General features: G+C 48.1%; 4 protein-coding genes and 2 pseudogenes. All 6 read right to left on the reverse strand.

Annotation, left to right across the window (positions count from 1 at the left end; translation table 11 throughout):
- Positions 1 to 1,107, reverse strand: a 1,107-nt coding sequence (locus tag BZG79_RS12120) for a choline dehydrogenase (protein ID WP_077774493.1), incomplete at its 3' end; no start/stop codon positions are given.
- Positions 1,108 to 1,127: 20 nt separating this feature from the next.
- A pseudogene (gene betB, locus BZG79_RS12125) lies at positions 1,128 to 2,489 on the reverse strand (betaine-aldehyde dehydrogenase); the annotation flags it as partial.
- Between the two features lie 39 nt (positions 2,490 to 2,528).
- Positions 2,529 to 3,131, reverse strand: coding sequence for a transcriptional regulator BetI (gene betI, locus BZG79_RS12130; protein WP_077774495.1), 603 nt, complete (start codon positions 3,129 to 3,131; stop codon positions 2,529 to 2,531).
- 623 nt (positions 3,132 to 3,754) lie between these two features.
- Positions 3,755 to 4,747: a cytochrome d ubiquinol oxidase subunit II gene (cydB, locus tag BZG79_RS12135; RefSeq protein ID WP_101494530.1), complete on the reverse strand. Its 993-nt coding sequence runs from the start codon at positions 4,745 to 4,747 to the stop codon at positions 3,755 to 3,757.
- Positions 4,748 to 4,749: 2 nt separating this feature from the next.
- Positions 4,750 to 5,936, reverse strand: a pseudogene (locus tag BZG79_RS12140) (cytochrome ubiquinol oxidase subunit I).
- An 18-nt stretch (positions 5,937 to 5,954) separates the two neighbouring features.
- Complete coding sequence (locus BZG79_RS12145) at positions 5,955 to 6,518, reverse strand: MarR family transcriptional regulator (protein ID WP_021022513.1); 564 nt, start codon at positions 6,516 to 6,518, stop codon at positions 5,955 to 5,957.
- Positions 6,519 to 7,001: the final 483 nt, after the last annotated feature.

Genomic DNA, 7,001 nt, shown 5'->3' on the forward strand with positions numbered 1-7,001 from the left:
GTCATAGCGCATAGCAGCAGGCAAAAAGTGATACTGCACGTTTGGCCACTTCAGTCCTTCGCGTGAGCGAATAAAGGCGCAAGATTCAAAATGGTTGGTCGCGCCCAAGCCTTTACGGGTCAGGATCCACTCGGTACCAATCATGCCTTTGCTAATAAGGCCCAGTTTGCTGTTCAGCGTGATGGGTTGCTTACAATGGAATTGAAAATACACCTCGAGGTGGTCTTGCAAATTTTCACCGACGCCCGGCAGCTCGTGCTGAACATCAACACCTGCACTTTCGAGCACGTCACGCGCACCAATACCGGATAGCTGTAAAAGCTGAGGCGACCCAACAGAGCCGGCACTGGAGATCACTTCTTTATCCGCCATCACATGCTCGATGTTGCCGCCTTTTTCAAATTCCACACCGACAGCACGCTTACCTTCTAGCAAGATACGGCGCGTCACCACGCCTTTTTTCAAGGTGAGGTTGCTACGCTTCAAGGCACGGCGCAGATAGGCGTTTGATGTTGAGGCACGCACACCTTTATCGACGGTCATGTGCATTGGGCCAAAGCCTTCTTGCTGATAACCGTTGTAATCTTTGGTTTCTGGATACCCAGCTTCCACCCCTGCATCAATAAAAGCTTGATACAATGGGTTTAATTTCATGTCGTTACCGTTGCAAGTGCCGACAGGACCGTTACCACCACGATAGGTATCTGCCCCGCCTGACCAACTTTCAGCACGCTTAAAATACGGCAAGCAGCTAGCGTAATCCCAGCCATTGGCACCATGCTCAACCCACTCTTCATAGTCACAAGCGTGACCACGGACATACACCATGCCATTAATCGATGAGCTGCCACCGAGCACTTTACCGCGGGGACAATGAAGTTCACGTCCATCAAGGCCTGGCTCTGGCAATGTCTCGAACTGCCAGGCATAGCGCTTGGTGTTCATAGGAATCGACAAAGCCGTCGGCATTTGGATAAAAATACTCTTATCGGTACCGCCCGCTTCAAGCAGTAGCACTTGATGTTGGCCAGATTCGGTCAGCCGATCGGCCAATGCGCAGCCGGCCGAACCCGCGCCGACGATAATATAATCGTAGCGTTGTGACATATTGGTCGCTCCGTTAGAAATTAGGCGTAAGGGCTGGCGAAGTCGCCAAGCTCAATCAGGACACTCTTGGTTTGGGTATAATGTGTGAGGGTTTCGACACCATTCTCACGACCGACACCTGAGTGTTTGTAGCCACCAACTGGCATTTCTGCGGGTGAGTCACCCCAGGTGTTGACCCAGCAAATACCGGCTTCAAGCTGATGAATAATGCGGTGAGCACGCGATAAATTCTGCGTAAAGATACCTGCCGCTAAGCCATAATGGGTATTGTTGGCACGGGCAACGACTTCTTCCTCATCAGAAAAACGCAATACCGACATCACAGGGCCAAAAATCTCTTCACGCACGTGCGCCATGTTGTCATCACAGTCTGTAAAGATGGTTGGCGCGACAAAGTTACCCTTATCAAGCCCGTTCTCAGTGACGCGATAACCACCGGTCAGCAAGGTTGCACCGCTTGCTTTTGCCGTTTCAATCGCCGTCATCACTTTATTAAGGTGTTCAGTCGAGATCAGCGCACCGACCTGGGTGTTCATATCGGTTGGGTCACCGATAACGAGTTTTTCCGTACGCGCTTTCAGTTGCTCAACAAAGGCGTCGTAAATGCTGTCGTGAACAAATACACGGGTGCCGTGTGTACACACTTCACCCTGGGTATAGAAGTTCGCGACCATGGCTGCCGATACCGCATTATCAAGGTCTGCATCATCAAACACGATACAAGGTGATTTACCGCCTAGCTCCATAGTGACCGACTTGAGTGTTTTAGCCGCGTCACCCATGACCGTTTTACCGGTTCCGACTTCACCCGTGAACGAGACTTTGGCAATCTCAGGGTGTGCAGTCAGCATTTGGCCCACACGGTAGTCACCTTGAACCACATTAAACACACCGGCTGGCATCCCTGCTTCGGCAAAAATTTCTGCCAGTTTTAAGGCGGTTAGCGGTGTTTCTTCAGACGGTTTGAAAACCATGGCATTACCAGCGGCCAAGGCAGGTGCTGACTTCCACATCGCAATCTGGATCGGATAGTTCCATGCACCAATGCCTGCACACACGCCAAGTGGCTCACGACGGGTATAGAAGAATTGGTTTTCAGAAAGCGGTTGTTGCTCGCCCTGCATGGACGGGACAAGATTGGCGAAATACTCAATCGCATCGGCACCGGTGACCACGTCAACCTCGACCGCTTCTTGCATCGGCTTACCGGTGTCGAGTACTTCGAGCTTCGCTAATTCATCATTACGCTCACGTAACAGGGCAACGGCTTTTAGTAGAATACGGCTACGTTCCATCGCTGTCATACGCGACCAGACCTTAAAACCTTGCTTAGCCGCGTCAACCGCCGCTTGCACATCGTCTGCCGAGGCTTGATCAATTTGTGNTTTGTATTCGAGTGTATATGTCAGGCGTTTGCGGCCTTAGCCCTGAGGACGACCATAAAAGGTCAATTGCTTATCCAAATAATCATTGATGATGGTTCGCGCGTTGTTGGCATCAATACCTTTAGGGTTCAATGCACCGCGCAACCAAATACCATCGATCAACGCCGCAATCCCCTGAGCGACCATCACCGCCTGATTAAGCGGCAATAATGCACGTAGCTCAATGCGCAAATGCGACAGTAGGCGCTTTTCGTTCACGCGTTGTAAACGGTGTAATTCTTCGTCGTGCATGGCATACGACCAGAACGCTAACCACGTTTTAACCACATCGGATTTGGCCTGAAACCCTTCAAAGTTAGCGTTAATGATCGCGTTAATGCGCGCCTGATGGTGGTGGCGTGGGGTTTCACGCAATGCGCTAATCACCGTCGCCGATAGCTCACGTAGAACCACGCGCATGGTTTCTTCTAGCAAGCCATGCTTACCACCAAAATAGTGGTTAATAATGCCTGTTGATACGCCGGCTTCCTTACTGATCAAAGAAATCGTGGCTGCATGCAGTCCTACTCGACCGATAACCGTCATCGTGGCCTTAACCAGCTGCGGTTTCCGCACTTCCGGCATCCCTACCTTAGGCATTACGTCTCCATTCGTTTTTTTAATTGAACGATTAGTTAAAGATAATCTTACACGCTAATCATTAGATCTCAAACATTATTTTTAACCAATTTGCTACACCCACCCTCACCCAAAAACAGCAAGATATAGACAAAACAATGATTTAGGTCAATTTTAACCTCAGTCTTTTGTCACCTAATTGTTTGTACTGATAGCAGTATTTATCATCAAATCGTTCAATAAATAACCACAATTACAACTATCATAAGCGATTATTAAGGGCCATAAACAAGAGAAGCGCTATGATTTAGCCTCACTCATTTCCAGCGACATCATCATCAAAAACGCTAAAAAGCGTAACAAACCAACGAAAATCCGCTCATATCGCCGATCATCAGATAAAATAAGACAAAAATGGAATCGAGTACCAAGCTCTAACGTAATGGTCTCAGAAAAAATTAGGTCTTTGCTTGATAGACAGGAGAGCTAATCCAGCGAGATGTAATATTTAACGCAGCCAATGTTTAGGGTGACTATCTTTTTCCGCGTTAATGGCAAATATGTAGGGATAAAAAAAGCGCCCAGGCCATCAAAAGATGGACTGGGCGCTCATAAAACAGTTAAACGGCTAACAGTGAGAGAGATTACTCGTAGTTAAGATCCGTTGCTTTACCGGAGAACACACGATAGACAAACACGGTGTACAAGAAGATCATCGGCAACACAAACATGGCACCATAACCCACAATCAATAAGGTACCTGGTGCACTCGCTGCCTCTTGTGCTGTCATTACCCCTGGGACGATGTCCGGAAAGAAACTATAGGCCAAGCCAAAAAAGCTTAATGCGAACAAGAATATCGCGCCAATGAATGGGAATTGGTATCCCACGTCATTTTCAACCGGTACATGGCGTAAATATCGGTCGACCAGCACCATAATCGCCAGACACACTAATGGAACGGGGGCGAGCAGCAAGATCTCAGGGAAGCCAAACCAACGCGCGGCAACCGTTTCACTTACTAGTGGGTTCACAATGCTAATGGCTAAGACGCCTAGCGCGGCTAACCAACCACCACGACGCGACCATTTAGCCGCTCGCTTTTGTAAATCGCCTTCAGTCTTCATCACCAGCCAGGTTCCGCCGATATAGATGTAAGCTGCGGTCACACAAAGGCCACTTAATAAGGCAAACAAGTACGCCCCGATGCTTTCATCAAATGCCAACACATAACGGCCTATCATGTAGCCTTGGGTCATCGCTGCAATAAAAGAGCCGGCTTTAAAGCAACGATCCCAGAGATCTTTGCGTTCAGGCCGCACCTTGGCACGGAAATCGAAGGAGACCCCGCGCAAGATTAATCCCGCTAACATCACTGAGGTCGGCAAGTATAGCTCAGTCAAAATCAAGCTATGTGCGGTTGGGAATGCAATCAACAAAATACCAACCGCCAACACTAACCACGTTTCGTTGGCATCCCAAAAAGGACCAATCGATGCAATCATGCGATCGCGCTGTGCTTGGTTACAGCTCGGGAGCAACATGCCAACCCCGAGATCGTAGCCATCTAGTACGGCATACATAAATACCGTAAACCCAAAGAGCAATAGATAGATTTCAGGTAAATGTGGTGTGATGGTCATACGTTCACCTCTTTAGTTGACTGCGCGGTGTTTGCGTCGTCAGATTGATACTCTGGCAAACGTTTTTTCGCCAAGAAGAACAGGGTTCGAATGTAGGCCACCATTAACACGGCATAGAGGGTGAGATAGATGGTTAATGAAATCCCTACATTAGAACTGGCGACTGTCGTCACCGCATCCGCCGTCTTCAATACACCTTGAACAAGCCAAGGCTGACGACCAATCTCAGTGACATACCATCCCGATAAGGTAGCGACCCAGCCTGAGAAGGTCATCGCCACAAGCCCCATCAGATGCCACTTAGGCATTGGCTGGTTTCGCCATACACGGTACGCGGTGTACCAGCTCACCAGCAACATGAGCACACCTACGCCTACCATGATTCGAAAACCAAAGAAGAGTGGTTTCACCGGTGGATGATACTCAAAGCTTTCCAAGCCTTTGATTTCACCATCGAGTTTGTGAGTCAGAATCAAACTGGCCAGATTCGGAATACCGATTTCATAGTCGTTTGAACGTGTTTGTTCGTTAGGTACCGCAAAAAGCAGTAATGGCGCGCCTTGCTCGGTCTCCCAGACCCGGAAATACCGGCAATTAAGAAAGACGCGGTCAGCCCTGACGCTAATAGCATATGGCTTAAGCGATACGGCATTGATGGGTTAAAAATAACCTCGAACCAGCTGGTTGGGTGGACCACCCCTTCAATGATCTCAAAGCCGGTTGGTGTGTGCATCCAGCTATTGAGTACCAGGATCCAAAAAGCAGAAATCGTGGTACCAATCGCCACCAGCAAAGTTGCCAGCGTATGCACCCAGTTAGGCACCCGGTTTTTACCGAATAACATCACACCGAGGAAGGTCGCTTCCATGAAAAACGCCGTCATCACCTCATAGCCCAATAAAGGACCCGCAATGTTGCCAACTTTTTCCATGAAGCCCGGCCAATTGGTGCCAAACTGAAAACTCATGGTGATACCAGAGACCACCCCAAGCGCAAAGGTCAGCGCAAACACTTTGACCCAGAAATAATAGGTGTCGAGCCAAATTTGCTCACCTGTGCGATTGTGTCTGAATTTGAAAAACACCAGCATCCATCCGAGTGCAATCGTGATGGTGGGAAAAAGAATATGGAAGCTGATGTTGGCCGCAAACTGCATTCGCGACAACWTTAATGTATCTAACATGACATTACCCTCAGGACGTTACTTACCCGATTCTTCGTTGGACTTGCTGTGAAACAACTTGCCCGACAGCTCAAGAAGCCGACCGACACTGCTACCCAGCTTCATCAAATTTTTCAGATGTTCAGGTTTCATTTGCTGCACATCATCAAACCAATGGTTGAACAGCTCCAAAAGATCGTGGATCTCATGTAACTGCGTCACCGCGTGACTGTCTGCGTCGTCTTCGCTTCGCATAAAATGTGAACGCAACATCGATAAGGTAGGGTCGACTTCTCGCTTTTTCCTTTCAGCAAGCACCTGCTGCGCCAACTCCCAGATAGTGCCATTGGGCACGAAGTAATCCTTTCTATCTCCGGGGGTACGCTGTGAGCGGATCAAATTCCAGCCTTGCAACTCTTTGGTTGCCATACTGACGTTGCCGCGAGAAATGTTGAGTGCAGACACAATGTCGTCAGCGCTTAAAGGATGTTCGCTTAGCACAATCAGCGCTAGCATTTCACCGACTGAGCGATTAAAGCCCCAACGGCTTCCCATCTCACCAAAGTGCATCACAACGTTGCGTAATTCTTGTGACAACTCCATTTTGATCTCCCTCACAATGCGTCTGAGGGATAATACGGAGTTTCTTTGCGTGGGATCAATGAAAATTTGGAATTTTCAGAAATTATTGAAAATAGAAAAGGACTTTAGTTACAAACTGTAAGGATGCTTTATGAAAATGTTACACAGGCTGATATGTGAACATGATCTTAATCACAAAGAATACGTAAGAACGCAGGGAAAAGGAAGCACGGCGACGCATAGATACACATAATTATTGTGTTTCTAAACATGACTCAAAACAGCAAAAATCACAGGCTACGCTAGATTCCATGATGACATGAGAGAAAAGATCAAACGCAACAAACGTTGCACTCTATAATAAGCACATGTGCGTAAACTTTTTGCACAACAAGTTGAATACGCTCATACCTAACCAATGAACAGAAGGAAGTTTGCTGTCATGTTCAAAAAGACACAGCGAGAATTGGATACCTGCCAAACGGAAAAAGCCGCACTCCAAGC

Origin of the sequence: Salinivibrio sp. MA427, from assembly GCF_001996115.1 — a bacterium.
GTDB lineage: Bacteria > Pseudomonadota > Gammaproteobacteria > Enterobacterales > Vibrionaceae > Salinivibrio > Salinivibrio costicola.